The organism is Streptomyces sp. NPDC027962, assembly GCF_055566095.1.
The window spans coordinates 55,461-72,395 of record NZ_JBVHTA010000006.1 but is presented as its reverse complement, the minus strand read 5'-3'; the positions used below and the strand labels follow the sequence as shown (position 1 = coordinate 72,395).

The 16,935-nt window shown below is 69.1% G+C and carries 16 protein-coding genes, 3 tRNA genes and 2 pseudogenes; 12 read left to right on the top strand and 9 right to left on the bottom strand.

What is annotated here, in order from left to right:
* Positions 1-38 precede the first annotated feature (38 nt).
* The 4 genes from ACZ4SA_RS07785 to ACZ4SA_RS07770 all read right to left on the bottom strand — a co-directional run bounded on the left by ACZ4SA_RS07785 (position 39) and on the right by ACZ4SA_RS07770 (position 5,765).
* Entirely contained in the window at positions 39-1,979 is a 1,941-nt protein-coding gene (locus ACZ4SA_RS07785) for an ABC transporter ATP-binding protein (protein ID WP_468270950.1), read from the bottom strand.
* Positions 1,976-3,709 carry an ABC transporter ATP-binding protein gene (locus tag ACZ4SA_RS07780; RefSeq protein WP_468270948.1) on the bottom strand — a complete coding sequence of 578 codons (1,734 nt, stop codon included), beginning with the start codon at positions 3,707-3,709 and terminating at the stop codon, positions 1,976-1,978. The genes ACZ4SA_RS07785 and ACZ4SA_RS07780 overlap by 4 nt, the downstream gene beginning before the upstream one ends.
* A 184-nt stretch (positions 3,710-3,893) precedes the next feature.
* Positions 3,894-5,339, bottom strand: coding sequence for an FGGY family carbohydrate kinase (locus tag ACZ4SA_RS07775; protein WP_468270946.1), 1,446 nt, complete (start codon positions 5,337-5,339; stop codon positions 3,894-3,896).
* A gap of 126 nt (positions 5,340-5,465) precedes the next feature.
* On the bottom strand, positions 5,466-5,765 hold the full coding sequence (locus ACZ4SA_RS07770; RefSeq protein WP_468270944.1) for a YtxH domain-containing protein: 300 nt from the start codon (positions 5,763-5,765) through the stop codon (positions 5,466-5,468).
* A gap of 173 nt (positions 5,766-5,938) precedes the next feature.
* On the opposite strand from ACZ4SA_RS07770, the gene ACZ4SA_RS07765 reads away from it, so the two are divergent.
* From ACZ4SA_RS07765 to ACZ4SA_RS07740, 6 genes are all read left to right on the top strand, one after another.
* Positions 5,939-6,011: transfer RNA gene (locus ACZ4SA_RS07765), tRNA-Asn, on the top strand.
* Positions 6,012-6,016: 5 nt separating this feature from the next.
* Positions 6,017-6,089 (top strand) — tRNA-Asn (locus tag ACZ4SA_RS07760).
* Positions 6,090-6,322: 233 nt separating this feature from the next.
* Positions 6,323-6,396, top strand: a tRNA-Ile gene (locus ACZ4SA_RS07755).
* A 342-nt stretch (positions 6,397-6,738) separates the two neighbouring features.
* Positions 6,739-6,972 (top strand): type II toxin-antitoxin system VapB family antitoxin, encoded by a 234-nt coding sequence (locus ACZ4SA_RS07750; protein ID WP_307717858.1) that lies wholly within the window; start codon positions 6,739-6,741, stop codon positions 6,970-6,972.
* Positions 6,969-7,376, top strand: coding sequence for a PIN domain-containing protein (locus ACZ4SA_RS07745; protein WP_468270942.1), 408 nt, complete (start codon positions 6,969-6,971; stop codon positions 7,374-7,376). The genes ACZ4SA_RS07750 and ACZ4SA_RS07745 overlap by 4 nt, the downstream gene beginning before the upstream one ends.
* A 217-nt stretch (positions 7,377-7,593) precedes the next feature.
* The gene (locus ACZ4SA_RS07740) at positions 7,594-7,734 is read left to right on the top strand and encodes a hypothetical protein (protein ID WP_468270940.1); all 141 of its coding nucleotides are present in this window, start codon (positions 7,594-7,596) and stop codon (positions 7,732-7,734) included.
* 132 nt (positions 7,735-7,866) lie between these two features.
* On the opposite strand, the gene ACZ4SA_RS07735 is transcribed toward ACZ4SA_RS07740, so the two are convergent.
* Complete coding sequence (locus tag ACZ4SA_RS07735; RefSeq protein ID WP_468271230.1) at positions 7,867-8,310, bottom strand: CU044_2847 family protein; 444 nt, start codon at positions 8,308-8,310, stop codon at positions 7,867-7,869.
* Between the two features lie 221 nt (positions 8,311-8,531).
* On the opposite strand from ACZ4SA_RS07735, the pseudogene ACZ4SA_RS07730 reads away from it, so the two are divergent.
* From ACZ4SA_RS07730 to ACZ4SA_RS07705, 6 genes and pseudogenes are all read left to right on the top strand, one after another.
* A pseudogene (locus ACZ4SA_RS07730) lies at positions 8,532-8,840 on the top strand (IS21 family transposase); the annotation flags it as partial.
* Positions 8,841-8,901: 61 nt separating this feature from the next.
* Positions 8,902-9,081, top strand: coding sequence for a hypothetical protein (locus ACZ4SA_RS07725; RefSeq protein ID WP_468270938.1), 180 nt, complete (start codon positions 8,902-8,904; stop codon positions 9,079-9,081).
* A gap of 291 nt (positions 9,082-9,372) precedes the next feature.
* A complete protein-coding gene (locus ACZ4SA_RS07720) occupies positions 9,373-9,930 on the top strand; it encodes a TetR/AcrR family transcriptional regulator (protein ID WP_468270936.1) in 558 nt (185 codons plus the stop codon).
* Complete coding sequence (locus tag ACZ4SA_RS07715; RefSeq protein WP_468270934.1) at positions 9,927-10,820, top strand: aldo/keto reductase; 894 nt, start codon at positions 9,927-9,929, stop codon at positions 10,818-10,820. The genes ACZ4SA_RS07720 and ACZ4SA_RS07715 overlap by 4 nt, the downstream gene beginning before the upstream one ends.
* A 56-nt stretch (positions 10,821-10,876) precedes the next feature.
* Positions 10,877-11,896, top strand: a complete 1,020-nt coding sequence (locus ACZ4SA_RS07710) for an NADPH:quinone reductase (protein WP_468270932.1) — start codon at positions 10,877-10,879, stop codon at positions 11,894-11,896.
* A 386-nt stretch (positions 11,897-12,282) separates the two neighbouring features.
* Positions 12,283-12,431: pseudogene (locus ACZ4SA_RS07705) on the top strand (IS5/IS1182 family transposase); the annotation flags it as partial.
* Between the two features lie 241 nt (positions 12,432-12,672).
* Here the strand turns inward: ACZ4SA_RS07705 and ACZ4SA_RS07700 are convergent.
* The 4 genes from ACZ4SA_RS07700 to ACZ4SA_RS07685 all read right to left on the bottom strand — a co-directional run bounded on the left by ACZ4SA_RS07700 (position 12,673) and on the right by ACZ4SA_RS07685 (position 16,503).
* A complete protein-coding gene (locus ACZ4SA_RS07700) occupies positions 12,673-13,389 on the bottom strand; it encodes a TetR/AcrR family transcriptional regulator (RefSeq protein ID WP_468270930.1) in 717 nt (238 codons plus the stop codon).
* A gap of 99 nt (positions 13,390-13,488) precedes the next feature.
* Complete coding sequence (locus tag ACZ4SA_RS07695; protein WP_468270928.1) at positions 13,489-14,247, bottom strand: sulfite exporter TauE/SafE family protein; 759 nt, start codon at positions 14,245-14,247, stop codon at positions 13,489-13,491.
* A gap of 4 nt (positions 14,248-14,251) precedes the next feature.
* Positions 14,252-15,511: a glutamate synthase-related protein gene (locus ACZ4SA_RS07690; RefSeq protein WP_468270926.1), complete on the bottom strand. Its 1,260-nt coding sequence runs from the start codon at positions 15,509-15,511 to the stop codon at positions 14,252-14,254.
* Positions 15,508-16,503, bottom strand: coding sequence for an asparagine synthetase A (locus tag ACZ4SA_RS07685; protein ID WP_468270924.1), 996 nt, complete (start codon positions 16,501-16,503; stop codon positions 15,508-15,510). The genes ACZ4SA_RS07690 and ACZ4SA_RS07685 overlap by 4 nt, the downstream gene beginning before the upstream one ends.
* Between the last annotated feature and the right edge of the window lie 432 nt (positions 16,504-16,935).

The window sequence follows — 16,935 nt, the reverse complement described above, 5'->3', positions numbered from 1 at the left end:
CCGGGCCCGTTCGGTGCAACCCCGAAGGGCCGCACCTCTCAGTCCACTTCGACCACGGCCTGGGCGAACTGCGCCGAGTACAGCCGCGCGTACGCCCCGCCGGACGCCAGCAGCTCCTCGTGCCTGCCCTGTTCGACGATCGAGCCGTCCTCCATCACCAGGATCACGTCCGCGTCCCGGATGGTGGAGAGCCGGTGGGCGATGACAAAGCTGGTCCGGCCGTGCGCCAGCCGCGCCATCGCCTTCTGGATCAGCACCTCCGTACGCGTGTCGACCGAGCTCGTCGCCTCGTCCAGCACCAGGATCACCGGGTCGGACAGGAACGCCCGTGCGATGGTGATGAGTTGCTTCTCGCCGGCGCTTACGCCCGAGCCCTCGTCGTCGATCACGGTGTCGTAGCCGTCGGGCAGCGTACGGATGAACCGGTCGGCGTGCGCGGCCCGTGCCGCCTCCTCGATCTCCTCGCGGGTCACCTCCCGCGAAGCGCCGTACGCGATGTTCTCCGCGATCGTGCCGCCGAACAGCCAGGTGTCCTGCAGCACCATCCCCATGCCCGAACGCAGGTCCTCCCGGGACATCTTGGCGATGTCCATCCCGTCGAGCGAGATCCGCCCGCCGGTCACCTCGTAGAACCGCATCAGCAGATTGACGAGCGTGGTCTTGCCCGCGCCGGTCGGGCCGACGATCGCGACGGTGTGTCCCGGCTCGACCTTCAGCGACAGGTCCTCGATGAGCGGCTTGTCCGGCTCGTAGCGGAAGGTCACGTTCTCCAGCGAGACCCGGCCCCGGGACGGCTCCGAATGCTCCGACCGCTCGGGACGCTCGGCGGACGGCGCGTCCTTCTCCTGCTCCTCCGCGTCCAGCAGCTCGAAGATCCGCTCGGCCGAGGCGACACCCGACTGCACCAGATTCGCCATCGACGCGACCTGTGTCAGCGGCATGGAGAACTGCCGCGAGTACTGGATGAAGGCCTGCACGTCACCGATGGACAGTGAGCCCGACGCGACCCGCAGACCGCCGACGACCGCCACCAGTACATAGTTCAGGTTGGAGATGAAGAACATCAGCGGCTGCATCATTCCGCTGTTGAACTGCGCCTTGAACGAGGCCTCGTACAGCGCGTCGTTCTGCTCAGCGAACCCCTTCGCCGACTCCTCCTGGCGCCCGAAGACCTTCACCAGCGCGTGGCCGGTGTACATCTCCTCGACATGGGCATTGAGCGCGCCCGTCGACTTCCACTGCGCCACGAACTGCGGCTGCGACCGCTTTCCGACCTTCGCCGCGACGAACACCGACAGCGGCACCGTCACCAGCGCGACCAGAGCCAGCAGTGGGGAGATCCAGAACATCATCGCCAGCACGCCGACGATCGTGAGCAGCGAGTTGATCAGCTGGCCCATCGTCTGCTGCAGGGTCTGCGAGATGTTGTCGATGTCGTTGGTGGCCCGGCTGAGGACCTCGCCGCGCTTGGCCTTGTCGAAGTACGACAACGGCAGCCGCGACAGCTTCGCCTGCACGTCCTCCCGCATGCGGTACACGGTCCGGTTGATGACCTTGATCGACAGCCGCGTCGCCACGAGCATCGTCAGCCCGGCCGCCACGAACACCGCGAGCGCCAGCAGCAGGACGTTCCCCACGGCGGTGAAGTCGATGCCCTCGCCCGGCGTGAAGTCCACGCGGGAGAGCATGTCGGCCAGGCCGTCGTCGCCGCTTCGCCGCATGCCGTCGAGGGCCTGCTCCTTCGACGCACCCTCCGGCATCTGCCGGCCGACGACGCCGGCGAAGATCAGGTCGGTCGCCGTGCCCAGGATCTTCGGTCCGACCACCGCGAAGGCGACGCTCAGCACCCCGGCCGCGAGCATCACCCACAGCGTCGCCCGCTCCGGCGCCAGCTGCCGCAGCAGCCGCTTGCCCGAGCCCTTGAAGTCCATCGACCGCTCGACGGGCCCCGTCATCATGCGTCCACCCGGCCCGCTCATGCGGCCTCAGCCTCCGTCAGCTGCGAGAGCACGATCTCTCGGTACGTCTCATTGCTCTCCATCAGCTCGTGATGGCTGCCCGCCCCCACGACCTGTCCCTCGTCCAGGACCAGGATCCGGTCCGCGTCACGGATCGTCGACACACGCTGGGCGACGATCACCACCGTCGACTCCGCGGTCTCGCGGGCGAGCGCATCGCGCAGCGCCGCATCCGTCGCGTAGTCGAGTGCGGAGAAGGAGTCGTCGAACAGATAGATCTCCGGCCGCTGCACCAGCGTCCGCGCGATGGCCAGCCGCTGGCGCTGCCCACCGGAGACGTTCGTACCGCCCTGGGCGATGGGTGCGTTCAGCCCGCCCTCCAGGGCGCGCACGAACTCGGCCGCCTGGGCCACTTCGAGCGCCGCCCACAGCTCCTCATCGCTCGCGTCCGGCTTTCCGTAGCGCAGGTTGGTCGCCACCGTCCCGGAGAAGAGGTACGGCTTCTGCGGCACGAGCCCGACGGTCCTCGCCATCAGCACCGGGTCCAGCTTCCGCACGTCGACCCCGCCGACGAGCACCTCGCCGCCCGTCACGTCGAACAGCCGCGGAACCAGTCCGAGCAGCGTCGACTTGCCGCTGCCCGTCGAGCCGATGATCGCGGTCGTCTCGCCGGGGCGCGCCACCAGGCCGATGCCGTGCAACACCGACTCCTCGGCGCCCGGGTAGCGGAAGTCGACGCCGCGCATTTCCAGCTGACCGCGGCCGCGCAGCTCCCGGACGGGAGCGGTCGGCGGGACGACGCTCGAGTCGGTGTCCAGCACCTCCTGGATGCGCTCGGCGCAGACCTCGGCACGCGGCACCATCATGAACATGAAGGTGGCCATCATCACGGCCATCACGATCTGCATCAGATACGCGAGGAACGCGGTGAGCGCACCGATCTGTATGTCGCCGCTGTCGATGCGGTGCGCGCCGAACCAGATGACGGCGACCGAAGAGATGTTCACGACCGTCATCACCGTCGGGAACATCAGCGCCATCAGCCGGCCGGTGGACAGCGACACATCGGTCAGGTCCTCGTTCGCCCCGCGGAAGCGCTTCTTCTCGTACTCGTCGCGCACGAACGCGCGGATCACGCGGTTGCCGGTGATCTGCTCGCGCAGTACGCGGTTCACGGTGTCGAGCCGTTCCTGCATGGTGCGGAACAGCGGCCGCATCTTCTTCACGATCAGCGAGACGCAGATGCCGAGCACCGGGACGACCGCCAGCAGCACCGCCGAGAGTGGCACGTCCTGGCCAAGCGCCATCACGATGCCGCCGACGCACATGATCGGCGCTGACACCATCAGCGTGAACGCCATCAGCACCAGCATCTGGACCTGCTGGACGTCGTTGGTGGTACGGGTGATGAGCGACGGCGCCCCGAAGTGGCCGACCTCACGGGCGGAGAAGCTCTGCACCCGGCCGAAGACGTCGGCCCGGACGTCGCGGCCGAGCGCGGCCGCCGTCCGTGCTCCGTAGAAGACGGCCCCTATGTTGCCGAGCACCTGGACAATGCTGATTCCGATCATGAGGGCACCGACGGCCAGGATGTAGCCCGAGTCCCCCTTCACGACACCGTTGTCAATGATGTCTGCGTTGAGGGTGGGCAGATAGAGGGTGGCGCTGGTCTGCAGCAGTTGCAGCGCCACCAGGTAGGCGAGGGGTCTCTTGTACGGACTGAGATAGGTCCGCAGCAGTCGTATCAGCACGCGCTGTCTCTCGGGCTCGGCAAGATCGGGGGTCACCCCATCTTCCGACACCCGGTCGGCGAACCCCAGGAGTTTTCCCCAAGCCCCGGTCAAGAACAGCTTGTACGACCTGAGCTCCGGTACGACCGGACCGGGCCTCCTGCGCGATCGTCCCTCACGGTGCGGGTGCGGCGGCGATCGTCCCTCACGGTCCGGCGGTGAACGCCCCGGGATGGATCTGGTCCCGCGTCGCCCCGTACTGCTGGCGCACCGCCTGACCGACCGCCGGCTCCTCGCCCGGCTCGAGCACCTGGGCAGCCGCGCCCTGCCAGGCCGGCGGCGCCTGCGGCGACAGCGTGCCCTGCGCGGCGCCCAGGGCCCAAGCGGCCTGACGCGCCGCGCCGAGCGCCGCGTAGTCCGCCGGCTGCGGCACGACGACCTGCGCACCGAAGATCGCCGGAGCGAGCGCCTGTACGGCGGGCAGTTCCGCGGCCGCCCCCAGCAGGAACACCCGGCGCACCTCGACGCCGCGCCCGCGCAGCACGTCCATCGCGTCCGAGAGCGAACAGAGCATGCCCTCGAAGGACGCCCGTGCCAGATGCTCAGGCTTCATCGACTCGCGACGCAGTCCGGTCAGTGTGCCTGCGGTGTGCGGCAGCTGCGGTGTCCGCTCGCCCTCCAGGTACGGCAGCAGCACCAGTCCGGACGAACCGGGCGTCGACTTCATCGCCAGCGCGGAGAGCTCCTGGAGATCGGCCACCCCCAGCAGCTCGGCCGTCCCGCGCAGCGCCCGGACGGCGTTGAGCGTGTGCACGACCGGTAGATGCATTCCGGTGGCGTCCGCGAACGAGGTGATCATTCCGCTCTGGTCGGCCAGCGCCTCGTGGTGCACGGCCATCACGGAACCGGACGCGCCGAGCGACACGACCGCGTCGCCGACGCCCACGCCGAGACCGAAGGCGGCCGCCATGGTCTCGCCGGTCCCCGCGGAGATCAGCAGCCCCTCGGGTGTGGTGCCCGCGGCCTCCGCGGGGCCGAGCACCTCGGGCAGCGCGCACTGGTGCCCGAGCGCGAGCTCGACGAGGTCGGGTCGATAGCCGCCCGTGCCCGCCGACCAGTAACCGGTGCCGGAGGCGCCGCCGCGGTCCGTGGTCCTGCGGGCCGGCCGCCCCAGCAGCTGCCACACCAGCCAGTCGTGCGCCTGCATGACGGACGCGACGCGGAGTGCGGCTTCCGGCTCGGCCCGCGCCAGCCACCGGAGCTTCGCCACGGGCTGCGAGGACTGCGGCACGGAACCGACGGCCTCGGCCCAGGCCTGCCGGCCGCCGAGCGCGTCGATGAGATCGGCCGCGGCGACCTGCGCGCGTTTGTCGTTGCCGACCAGCGCGGGGCGCACGATGCCGCCCTGCGCGTCCAGCGTGATCAGGCCGTCCTGCTGCGCAGAGACACCGATGGCCTGCACCCCCTCGAGCAGGCCGCCGGTGGCGGCCTCCCCGAGCGACAGCAGCCAGGCCTGCGGATCGATCTCGGTGGCCTTGGGTTCGACGGGGTGCTGCGCGTACCCCTGGCGCAGTACGGCGCCCGTGTCCGCGTCGCAGACGACGATGCGCGTGAACCCCGACGAACTGTCCAACCCGGCGACTATCCCCATGGCCGGAATTCTGCCGTACGCGAGCAGTCGGTGACGTCACACGGGCCGTGGCCTGCGTGACGTCACCGACTGCTGCGCGTCCTCCGGGCCCCGGACCGCCGCGCCATGTGTCCGGGGCCGTTCATGTCAGGTGTTCGTGGTTCCCCAGTCGTCCTCGGTGCCGGAGCCCCGCTCCTTGAGTGCCCGCACCCGCTCCGCCACGGACTCCGGCATGCGGTCGCCGACCTTGTCGCTGACCGCATGGAAGGCCTTGCCCGCCGCCTCGCGACCGTTGTGCGCGGCGGACTCGGCGGCGTTGCGCACCGCCGGGTTCTGCGAGATCTGCCGCGCGGACTTCTTAAGCTGTTCGTAGCGCTCGCGCCCGGCCCGTGTCCCGAGTACGAAGCCGATGGCCAGTCCGGCGACGAACGTGAGCTTGTACCGCATGGGTGACACCCTTCCGTTGCGTCGGTGCTGCCCGCCTACCCGTCAGGGCCCGTGATCACCCGGTGCCATACCGATTGGCGGAGCACCCCCCTGCTTGCGCTAATGTATGTGTCGCAGCGAGCGCACGCCCCCTGGGGAGCCCCGGGTAGGTACGTTCGGTGCACACGCAGCAATCCCCTGTAGCTCAATTGGCAGAGCAGCCGGCTGTTAACCGGCAGGTTACTGGTTCGAGTCCAGTCGGGGGAGCGCGATCCCCTGTAGCTCAATTGGCAGAGCATTCGGCTGTTAACCGGAGGGTTGCTGGTTCGAGTCCAGCCGGGGGAGCAGATCGGAAGAGGGCCCTCGTGGGGCCCTTTTTCATTGCCCGCTCATCCCTCCCGCAGCGCCCGCTCATCTCTCTCGCAGCCCGTTCGGTCTGTTCCGGGCAACATCCGGAACCGCGCGAGCGGCAGCCGCAGTCCTGATGGTTGAGCGTTGCCGACCATGCGGAGCAGGAGATCGTATGACCGGCTATGCTGCGGCAGACGGCGCGCACAAATGTGCGCGACGCGCCGTTAGGGGCGGTAGCTCAGCCGGTTAGAGCAGCGGACTCATAATCCGTCGGCCGTGGGTTCGAGTCCCACCCGCCCCACTCCAGAGATCTCCCAGAGAACCGTTTCTACCTGCTGAAACGTGAGAACGGGGGCCACCACTCCAGAGTGGTGGCCCCCGTTCATTCGTTCAGACCAAGATCCAGTGGACGCGTAGTGGACGCGGTGTGTCCCAAATTCACCGATGCCTGACGTGCCTTGTGTGGCATGAGATGTGATCGCGAACGAGCGACTTGTCGCCCACAGTGGGCGGAGCCTGCGGGTCTCGAATGCGTCCGGCGACTCGTGCGTGCGTCGATCTTGCTCGAAGGGTGCCGCGTGGCGAATGTTGGTGATGTACCTTGGGTATGTACATCATGGACACGTGGGATGGGGTGATCGGTATGTCCGTTACCCAGATTGACCTCGATGACGAGGCGCTGACTGAGGCGATGCGCCTGATGGGCGCGTCCACGAAGAAGGAGACCGTCAACGCTGCCCTGCGGGACTACGTTGCCCGTATCAGGAGGCTTGAGGCGGCCGAGAAGCTGGCCGCAAGGGGCGAGCGGGGCGAGTTCGAGGCTGCGGCGGCCGCGCATGAGGCTGCAAAGCGCGCGCGGCGGGCGGCCTTCGAGTGATCACGTATCTCCTCGATACGTCGGCTCTGTGGCACCTGTTCCGTACGCCGGGAGCCTTGCAGTCATGGGAAGGGCACATCGCCGCTGGCGTGTTTCATGTCTGTGAGCCCACGAGGGCGGAGTTCCTCTACTCGGCCACCAGTCCGACTCACCGGGACGAGCTCGCCGAGGAGTTGGACGCCCTGTGTCAGCTCTCGCCAGTCCCGAAGAACGCCTGGCGCTGGGTCGACACCGCCCAGTACAAACTCACTCAACGCGGGCAGCATCGCGCCGCCGGCGCAATCGATCTCCTGGTGTGCGCGACAGCGATGCACCACGGGCACACCGTGCTCCACGTGGACAACGACTTCGCGGCGGTGTCGGCGGTCCTGAAGGAAGTGCACGAGCGGGACGTGCGTGCCTGACTTGTGCCCACAGCACGACCGAGGCGGTCCGTGCTTCGGACTGAGTTACAAGCGTCCCAGCCGACTGCGCTGCTCGCCTGCATGCATGAGTGGATCACTCTCGTGGATCCGACGCTGGCGACTGCCGCGACGATCCACTACTTCCTTTCCTGGGCGGTTTCGTCGAGCAAGGAAACTCACCACAGAGGAGTTGGCGCCGTACGCGGGGATGCGTGAGGTGGGGACGTTCCTCGTTACCGAAGTCGCACACGGCAACAACGCCGCAGGCGTGAAGACGATCGCCACCTACGACCGCGCCACCTTCTTCACGCTCCACACCCCTGCAACGCACGGTGCCACCGCCCAACGGCGGGTGTGACGATTCCGTGGATCGCTGTCGCCGCCTCGCGTGGTGTCCTGCGTAGGCCAGAGGACTCAACCGAGCGAGCGGAAGCCTCCCAAGCTCAGGACGGCAGGTTGAAGGAGAGGACCTGTAGGCCTCGGTCGAGTCCTACGGCAAGGAGCCCCTTGTGCCATGCCACCCCAAGGCCGACATGGCGAACTGGCACCTCCATGACCCGCGTTGCGGTGGCAGGGTCCCACAGGCACACCGTCCTGTCGCTGCTCGCAGTGACCAGGAGCGTACGACCAGCGTGTTCGACGGTACAGAGGGCGTTGATCGCGCTGGTATGGCGCAGGCCGGGCTCCTCAGGGTCGTGGACACGCTGCCCAGTGGCGGCGTCCCAGAGCCATGTCTCGCCACCAACCACTGCGCCGTGCCGGTCGCCTTCACACCGAACTTGACCTCCACCTGGGCGGGGCGCACCTCCCGCACTCGGTCCAGGACAGCGCGTGCGGCCTCCACGGCCGGCCGCACGGCTTCGCGGACCCTGCCCACTACTTCCTCCGCCCCCACCGGTCGGAAGGTGTCCGTCTCCTCGGTCTCGAATTGCACAACGGTCTCGTCGTCAAGTACGTACGAGACCTGCCGCGTTGCCACGTCAACTCCCCCTGGCTACCGATCGGTTGACTGGCATTGTGCCCTTCGGACCGACCGCTGGGCGAATCGTGGGAGGCGGTCAGCCCGCCGTCGAGCTTGGCCCCCTGATCACCTTCGGCTGCCTGGACCGGTAGAGGAGTGGTCCCGGAGCACGGACACCTCGGGCCGCCGCCACCATCGCGCGGCATCTGGGGATCGCCCGGAACACCGTGCGGCGGGCTGTGGCCAGCGACGATCCGCCGAAGTACCGGCGGGCGCCGAGGGGCTCGATCGTGGACGCGGTGGAGCCGGCGATCCGCGAACTGCTGGCTCAGTACCCGCGGACGCCCGCGACGGTGATCGCCGAGCGGATCGGGTGGGAACGGTCGTTGTCGGTGCTGAAACGGCGGGTGCGGGAACTGCGTCCGGTGTATCTGCCGGCGGATCCGGTCTCGCGGACGGCGTGGCCACCCAGCGAGCTGGAGCAGTTCTTCGCCTGGACGCCGAGGGCCTGGTTCTGGCGCGGGCGAAGCGCCGCCCGGTGGGTTCGGTCTGGCGCTCAACGCCGTGGTGCCTCAATGCTTCGGCATCGACGCGGCCGTCAAGCGGCTGGCCGCCGACGGCTTCCTGGCCGCCGACGGGCTCCTCGCCGCCTCCCGGTACGCGGTCACGGCCGCCGGCGCTCGCCTGCGGCAGCTGTGCGACCCGCACAGTGACGACGAGATGGGCGACGGCGAGGACGGGTAGCCGCGGGCCATACCGCGAGTAGCGGTCCGGCTCGGAGTCCCCACCTATGACTCCTGGTTCGACCGTCTTCGGCGGAGCGGATCGCCGCCGCCGCGGAACGGGATCCGGAGAGCGCGACAGCCGAGCCCACGCGCACCGACTCGCTGGCTTCCGTCTGACGAACCCATCGCGAACAGCCCAGGCTGTCACGACCGGGCCTGTTCGTACGGGACTCACCCACCACAAAAGGAACAGTCATTCTGTTAGCGTGGGTCCTGCAAGCAGAACCCGTATTCTTTTTGTGGGGGTGTGGTGCCGCGACTCACCGACGCGCGCAAGGAACTCCGGCGTACCCAGATTGCCGAGGCCGCCGTACGGTGCTTCGGCCGCAACGGCCTGGAGCGGACCTCGATCGCCGACATCACCGCCGAGTCCGGCCTCTCGGCCGGCTCGATCTATGCGCATTACCGCAACAAGGCCGACCTGGTTCGGGTCGCCGCCCGAGAGGTGCTTGCCAGACGCGCCGAGGTCCTCGGCGAGTACGCCGCGGGCGACGCCCCGCCCGGCCCTGACGAACTGCTCTCCCGTCTGATCGCCGCGATCGACCCGGCCGAGGCCCGGGTCGGCGTGCAGACCTGGGGCGAGGCGACCACCGAACCGGCCATCCGCGACATCGTCGTCGACATGACTGACCGGATGCGCGCGATGCTGCACGACTGCGTCATGGCGTGGCTGGTCAAGGTCGAGCACCACGAACCGGCCGAGGCCCGGGAGCGCGCCACTGCGATCGCCCACCGGGTCATGGCGCTCTACCAGGCCGAACTGCTGTACACCGCCTTGCGATCACCGACCGAGGAGAGAGCGTCATGACCACCGCAACCGCTTCGTTAGCCGCCCGCACCGTTTTCCGGATCGGCTACGGCGCCTTGCAGCTCGAGCGCCTGCACGACCGCCGCGGCGATGCCGTCGCGCTGTTGCGCCGCGCGGTCGAGCTGGGCGTCGACCACGTGGACACCGCCGAGTTCTACGGCTTCGGGTTCGCCAACGACGTGATCCGCGAGGCACTGCGCCCAGAGGACGACGTCCTGGTCGTCACGAAGGTCGGCGCTGACCCCGACCCCGGCGGGCACCTGCCGCTGCGTCTGGCACAGCGGCCCGAGCAACTGCGCGCCAGTGTCGAGGACAACCTGCGCAGCCTGCGCGTCGACCGGCTCGCGGTCGTCAACCTCCGCCGCCTGGACACCGGCCCCGGGCTGCGTCCCGAGGGCGACCAGGTCGTCGACCTCGACGACCAGCTCGCGGTGATGACCGCCCTGCGCGACGAGGGCAAGATCGGCGCGATCGGCCTGAGCAGCGTCACCCTCGATGGCCTGCGCCGCGCTCTGTCGGCCGACATCGTCTGCGTGCAGAACGCGTACAGTCTCGTCTCCCGCGACGACGAGGACATGCTGCAGCTGTGCGAGGCCGAGGGCATTGCCTGGGTGCCGTTCTTCCCGCTCGGCGGGGCCTTCCCGGGCCTGCCCAAAGCGGCCGACGAGTCGGCCGTGCACGCCGTGGCCATGTCCCTGGGCGTCACGCCCTCCCAGGTCGGCCTCGCCTGGCTGCTGCACCGTGCCCCGAACGTGCTGCTCATTCCGGGCACCGCCGACGCCGCCCACCTGGAGGCCAACATGGCGGTCAGCGCGATCACCTTGGACGCCGCGACCCTCGCCACCCTCGATGCCATCGAGTCCCGCTCCAGCGAGGTCCCCATCGGCTGACCGGAATCCACACGACCCGGGCCGACCACACCTGCAAGGACCCCTAAGGACGGATCATGAAGGCCATCATCTACCGCGACAACGGCGCCCCCGACGTTCTTCAGCTCGTCGACCGTGACCTGCCCGCCCCCGGCCCCGGCGAGGTTCGCGTCCGGGTCGCCGTGTCCGGGGTCAACCCGACCGACTGGCAGGCCCGCTCAGGCATCGGCCACTCTAAGCACTTCTCCGAGGTCACCCCGCACCTCGACGGCGCCGGCACGATCGACGCCGTCGGTGAGGGGATCGATCAGAGCCGGGTCGGTCAGCGGGTCTGGCTGTTCATGGCCGCCGCCGGGCGGCCCACCGGCACCGCAGCCGAGTTCACCGTCGTGCCCGCCGATCGGGCCGTGCCGCTGCCCGACCAGGCCGGGTTCGACGTCGGCGCCTCACTCGGCGTCCCCGCGCTCACCGCGCACCGCGCGCTCACCGTCGCCGAGGGCGGGCCGCGCCGTCTGCAGCCCGGGGCACTTGACGGCAGGGTGGTGCTCGCCGCAGGCGGGGCCGGGGCGGTAGGGCACGCGGTGATCCAGCTCGCCCGATGGGCCGGGGCCACCGTGATCAGCACGATCAGCGGCCCGGAGAAAGCACGGCTGGCCACCGCCGCCGGGGCCCACCACGTGATCAACTATCGCGAGGGCGACCCGGGCGCCGAGATTCGCAAGATCGTCCCGGACGGCGTCGACATCGTCGCCGAGGTGGCGCTCGGCGCCAACCTCGCACTGGACTTGGACGTGCTGCGGCCGCGCGGCACGATCGCGACCTACGCCAACGTCGGTGGCAAGCCGGTCGAACTGGACGTGCTGCAGAACATGGTGCTGAACACGCGCTTTCAGTTCCTCGTGCTGTTCACGGCCGGTCCAGAGGCACGCGCCGCGGCCGCCCAGGACATCGCCGCCGCCGTCCGCGGCGGCGCCCTGCCGGTAGGCGAGGAGCACGGCCTGCCGCTGATCCGCTTTCCCCTCGACCGTACCGCCGACGCGCACCGAGCGGTGGAGAGCGGCGCGGTCGGCAAGGTACTGGTGGACGTCACATCATGACGTCCAGTTGGCTATCGGGCGAACGCCGCGGCCGTCCCGGGGGCCGGCCGGGGCGGCCAGGCGGTCTGCGGCAGGCCGGTAGGGCGCCATCACGCCGACTCGTGTCCGGCCCGCGCGGTCACCATGATCTCCATCGGTGCGTATGGGAGCGGCTCCCTCCCGACCCAGAGAGGCGGAGGAAAGAAATCCGCTGAAAGCGGGTTCGAAGCCCTCCTCCGAGTTGGCGCTATCGCCCAAAGTCCGGTGTCCATGGCGCTCCGGGGCGAGTTCGGGAGGCAGTTGGGACGCAAAGATAGGAACAGACCGACAAAGACGGAGGCATGGAGAGACGACAACCCCCATCTGACCAGCAAAAACGTCACGGGCGCTCCCGCCGCGCCGACGACGAACGCCACCGATCGTGGTCCGCTGATGGAACCTGGGAGCGTCTACTCCAGTAGGTCCAGGCCGCGGCCGACGCGGCAGGGAAGATCGACTGGGACATCTCAGTGGACTCCCACCATCGTCCGCGCGCATCAGCACGCAGTCGGCGCCCGTACCGATCCGCCGTCGGCACCCGCCTCAAAGGGCCGAAGAGGCGGAGCACCAGGGCGAGACGCCATGGCAGGGCCTTCTCGCCCGCCTGGCGGAGGCGGTGCGGGAGGTGAGGGCCTGGGCCGCCCGCGCGGAGGGCTTACCAGCAATGCGATGCCATGACCCCCAACTATCCCTCCTGCCACGTTCTCCATAGGGGGAGGGGAGCCTCACCCGGCGACGACGCACGAGCCGCCAGCACCTCAACCGTCGGCGGCAAGGCGTTTCAGCCACTCCCTCAGCAGGTGCTGCTCCGCGCTGCTGAGGGTCGTCTGTTCGGGCAGTGCGGCGTGCAACGCGCGGGCGGCGCCTGCCGGACCGGCGTCCTGCACGGCCGGCTGTTGGTTGGTGACCGCGACGATCATGGATTCCCGCAGCGTGGTCAACAGGGCCGGGTTGCGCCGGTTCTCGGGCAGGGACAGCCAGGTGAGCACCGCACCGCGGGCCGTGGCGTGGATGATCTGGGCCGCGAGTTCCTCGTCGACGCGGAGCCATCCGCCGGCGGCGAGGCGCCGGACACGGCCCATCAGGATCTCCATGCCGGCCCTGAAGGCGGCCGAGGTGGCCCTCGTGGGTTCGCTGTACATCAGCGTGTACAGCGCGGGATTGGCCAGACCGAACTCGACCGCGACGTCCCAGCCGGCTCTCAGGTCCTCGATGAGGTCCCGCGGCTCGGGATCGACGTGCTTGGTGGCGAGAAAGGCGGCGAAGCCGTGCTCGGCCACCGCGTCGAGCAGCCCGTCCTTGTCACCGAACAACCGGTAGATGGCCGGCGGCTGCAGGCCCGCCGCATCAGCGACCGCGCGGGTGGTGACCGCCTCACGCCCCCCGCGTGTCAGCAGGCTGATGGCCGCCTCGATGACCCGCTGCCGGGTCTGTTCCCGACCGATGACCGCAGCGTGGCGGCGGCCTGACCGCACGCCCGCCACCACCCGCCACGGCGGAAGCGGCGGAAGGCGGTCCCCACTCGAGTGGGGACCGCCCTCCGTTTCTCGTGCCCGGCCGCGGCTGTACGACGCTCAGCGGACGATCATCGTCACGGCTGCCGTCACACCCACGGCGACGATGACCCCGCGCAGCGCGTTCGGCGGCAACTTCCGCCCCACCTTCGCGCCCAGCAGACCGCCCACGGTGGAGCCGACGGCGATCACCGCCGCCACCGTCCAGTCCACATCGGCGACCGCGATGAAGACCACCGCGGCCACACCGTTGACGATGGACGCCAGCACGTTCTTCGCCGCGTTGAGCCGTTGCAGGTCGTCCCGCAGGAAGCTGCCGAACAGCCCCATGAGCAGCACGCCCTGGGCGGCACCGAAGTACCCCCCGTACACACCGGCGCCGAGCACGCCGCACCACATCGGGACACCGCCGTCCGTCGCCCCGGTCTCACCCTGGCGCGCCTTGAGCCAGCGGTTCAGCCGGGGCTGCAGCATCACCAGCACGCAGGCGGCGAGGATGAGCACCGGCACCACGGCGTCGAAGGCGTCGTCGGGCAGTGTCAGGAGAAGCAGCGCGCCGGCCAGACCGCCGATGAAGGAGGCGGCACCGAACCGGATCAGTCGGCGCAGCTGGCCCTTGAGCTCGCGCCGGTATCCGTACGCTGCGCTGAGCACACCCGGCACCAGGCCGATGTTGTTGGACACATTGGCGAGGACCGGCGGGTATCCGAAGGCGAGCAGGGTCGGAAAGGTGATCAGGGTCCCGGAGCCGACCATGGCGTTGATGGTGCCGGCCGCTATACCTGCCGCGCCGATGGCCGTCATCTCGATCGCGTCCATCGGTTCAGTTCTCCCGTTGGGCGCCGCGGTCGGTCCAGACGTCCTCGGAGTCCAGGTCGGACACGGCGTACTTGCCGAGCGCGCTCACCAGCAGACGCATCTCCAGGGCGAGGCACTCGACGAAGTTGACCAGGCCCTCTTTGGGATCCGCGTCCGCCGCGGCGAGTGCGGCGCGCCCGAGGCCCACGGCCCTGGCGCCGAGCGCGAGGCACTTGACCGCACGTGCGCCCTCCCAGATCCGGCCCGTCACCAGCAGGCAGTTGTCCTGGGGTTCCACCCGGTCCAGGCATTCGGCGAGCGGCAGACCGACATCGTCGAGGAAGACCCGGGGAGCCCAGCCCGTACCGCCCTCGGCTCCGTCGACGGTGACCGCGTCCGCCCCGGCCTCCCAGGCGACGGCGGACGCCCGGTCCACGTCGCGTGCCGGCGGCAGCTTCACCCATACCTTGCAGCGCGGGTAGTTGTTGCGCATCAGCCGGATCTGCTGGCGCAGGATCTCGTCGGTGAAGGTGCCCGGGCTGCTGCACCGGAGCACCGCGTCGCCTTGCTCCCCGCACACGTCCATGACGTCGTACTGAGCGGAGAGCTCTGCGGCCCGCTCGCGCGGGACCAGAGTCATGCCGCCGAGTCCGGGCTTGGCTCCCTGGCCCACCTTCAGCTCAAAGGCGATCCGCCCCGATTCGAAGAGGGGCTGCACGGAAGGGTCGCTGTAGACGAGGTTCCAGACCTCGGCGTCGGCGTCCTCGGTGCTCTGCTGGACGACCACACCGCCGAGTCCGTCCGGCAGGGCGGCCGCGTACTCGGCGATCCTGCTCAGCAGGGAGCCGGAGGCCTCCTCCGCCATCCGGCCGTATCCGGAGACGGGGACGATGTTCTCGCCGATGACCATGGGTATGCCCAGCCGGCCCGCCTGCCGTGCCACGGCTTCGCCGAGGTCGCCGCCGGCCACCCGGGTGGAGCCGAACGCCGAGACGTAGACGGGCAGGGCCGATCGGAAACCGCCGATGTGCGTGCGGAGGTCGACGTCGCCGACGACCGGCTCACGTCCGAGGTCGAGCAGTTTCTCGAGCCGCAGCGGCACGAAGACCGGCGGGACGAGCCGTGCCCGGTCGAGTGCGTCTGCGGGGGCCGCGGCGCCCATGCCGTACTGGCCGAACATGGTGACCCCGTACTCGGCGGCGTCCGGGAAGGCCTGCGCCGTCCCGGACTTGGCGCGGGCGGCCACCTGCTCCCGGGGGAATCCCGGCGAGTCGAGACTGGTCACGGGCGCGGCTCCCCCGGCAGCTTCGGGTAGCCGGACGCCTGCCAGGCGGCGTCGAGGCCGCACAGGAAGCGCGTGAAGCGCTCCACGCCGAGGCCGAAGCCGGCGCTGGAGGGGATGCCCTCGCGGGCGAGCGTCAGGTACCACTCGTACTTCGCCGGGTTCTCACCCGTCTCGCGGATGCGCATGACGAGGTTGCGGTAGTCCGACTCGCGCTCGCTGCCGCTCATCATCTCGCCGAAGCCGCCCGGGTAGATGAGGTCGAAGTTGCGCAGGACGCCGGGCTCGGTGGTGCTCTCCTTGTCGTAGAAGCCACGCGAGCCCTTGGGGTAGTCCGTGATGAAGAAGGGATGGGCGGCCGCCTTGGAGATGATCTCCTCGCCCTCCCAGTCGATCTCCGAATTGGGCTCCTGCTCGTGTCCGCGGGCCTGGAGGTCGGCCACGGCCTCGGCGTGGGAGATGCGCCCGAAGGGAGCGGAGAGCACCTGCTTGAGTGCCTCCGGGTCCCTGCCCAGTATCTCCAGCTCGGCCTGCGCGTGAGCGAGTACGTACTCGACGACGTGCTTCGTCAGCCGCTCGGCGATGTCCAGCGCGTCCTCGCGCGAACCGTTGCCGATCTCGACGTCGAGCTGGTGGAACTCCACCAGGTGACGGTGCGTCACTGCCGTTTCCAGCGGTTCGAGACGCACGTTCGGGGCCACGTGAAAGATCTTGTCGAAGCTGAGCAGCGACGCCTGCTTGTAGAGGATGCCACTGGTCATCAGCTTGTAGCGGTGGCCGTAGTAGTCGATGTCCACCTGCTTGGCACCGCGTGCACCGGGGTCGGTGACCGGACCGATGGTCGGCGGCAGCAGCTCCTGGAAGCCCTCGCTGGTGAGGAACTCGCGGGCCCCACCGAGGAATTTGCTCTGGACGGCCAGGGTGGCGCGGGTCCGCTCCGAGGTCAGGTGAGCGCGGGGGGTAGGCAGTGCAGCCCGGCTGGTCTCCTGGGGCAAGCTCGTAAGCCTTTCAAATCCATAAAACGTTCAACGGTCTGTGGTGGAGTGTTATCCGGCTGGTCGTTCCCGGAACTCCATGGCGGCGAGCAGGTAATCCCGTCCCGTTCAGGCCAGGCTCGATCGTAGCCGGATCGCGCAGCTGGAAGCGCAGGAGTGACATTCGCCACAGCCCGGAAAGGTCCGTCGATCCGCGAAAAGCGAAGGGGGAGATTCCGCTTCTATCGCGGAACTCGCGATTCCCTGTGCGAGGCGGTGGCGCAGGTCTCATTGGCGGCTAATGATCTTGACGTGGGAAAGTGAAGTGTGTCAAGATCCGAATGGGCCGGGGGGTGGAAAAAGGGGGAATGTCTGATTTGCTCCCTGCGGTCCAGTAGCCACGAGCCGCTTTCCGGCGTTTTGTAGGCAGGGTCCTATCACTGCCCCTCTCCC